The sequence below is a fragment of the Pseudovibrio sp. WM33 genome, from assembly GCF_001623165.1.
Lineage (GTDB): Bacteria > Pseudomonadota > Alphaproteobacteria > Rhizobiales > Stappiaceae > Pseudovibrio.
Genome location: NZ_LMCK01000064.1, coordinates 1 through 931, shown reverse-complemented (window position 1 = coordinate 931; position 931 = coordinate 1). Strand labels below are relative to the sequence as shown.

Below are 931 nucleotides of genomic sequence, written 5' to 3'. Positions count from 1 at the left end.
CCTCTCATGAAGGACGAGCCCGATTACGCATGCTATTGGCTCAAACCCGTCACACATCCAGCTATAATGAGCGCATAGATCCAACCAAAAAGTACTCAGGAAAACACCTGCAGTATCTTCCCAAAGAATTGTCTTAACCCGTGATGGAACAGCACAAATATCCTCAGTTGGCCTGATCACCCAAAGAGTCAGCTGTCGCACACCTGCTCTTCGTGCTTGTAGCAAAGCTCCACTTCGTCCGCATCTTAACAGTCCAAAAATCACCTAACATGGGCGAAAGTTACTCAATGTTCCCTTGTTGTTCTTCATGGCGTCCACACATTCACGCTCGGTCCAGTTGGTCCAAGTAGGTTCGCCTTTACTGACAGTCGTGGCGGTTCATTGTGGAGTCACCCGTGAAGTTATCTTCCAGATCAGTATAATGATAGATCAGGATGAACTTGGCTTTTTGAACAATGGGCTGACTGCACATGACTTGCACGACCGGTTGTCTTATAGAGTTCTTGTCTTCCTCAGTCAGTGCGAACCATTCGCTGCCTTTATCCAGCGTGTATCTGTAAGTCAGTGTCTTTTGGCAGCGTTCACATCGGCGCCCACCCACATGGTATATTCATCAAGTTTCATGGGTAGTTGCTCAAAAGCCGGCTGCAGTCCTGTCAGGATGGTCGCTTCTATCTGTTGGTCTGAGTTAGAATCCCTAAACTGTTTGACTAGTTCTTGGTCACCTATGAAACTGGCACCGATGATTATTGCAATTAGAACCTTCTTGGCACCTTTTTAAATTTCGGTCAGGTCTCAATAAACAGCATCGCCAGGAACCAGTGCCTCGTCATAATGCACGATTTTGCCATCAAGCTTCAAGGCCGAGAGTATCACCCATGCGCTGTTCCCCGTCGCCGCCTTATGGACAGATCGATTGAATTGAATAAGG

The 931-nt window shown here is 47.4% G+C and carries 1 protein-coding gene; it reads right to left on the bottom strand.

Annotated elements, in window-relative coordinates; genetic code table 11:
- Positions 1-358 precede the first annotated feature (358 nt).
- Entirely contained in the window at positions 359-601 is a 243-nt protein-coding gene (locus PsWM33_RS12030) for a hypothetical protein (protein WP_063300399.1), read from the bottom strand.
- Between the last annotated feature and the right edge of the window lie 330 nt (positions 602-931).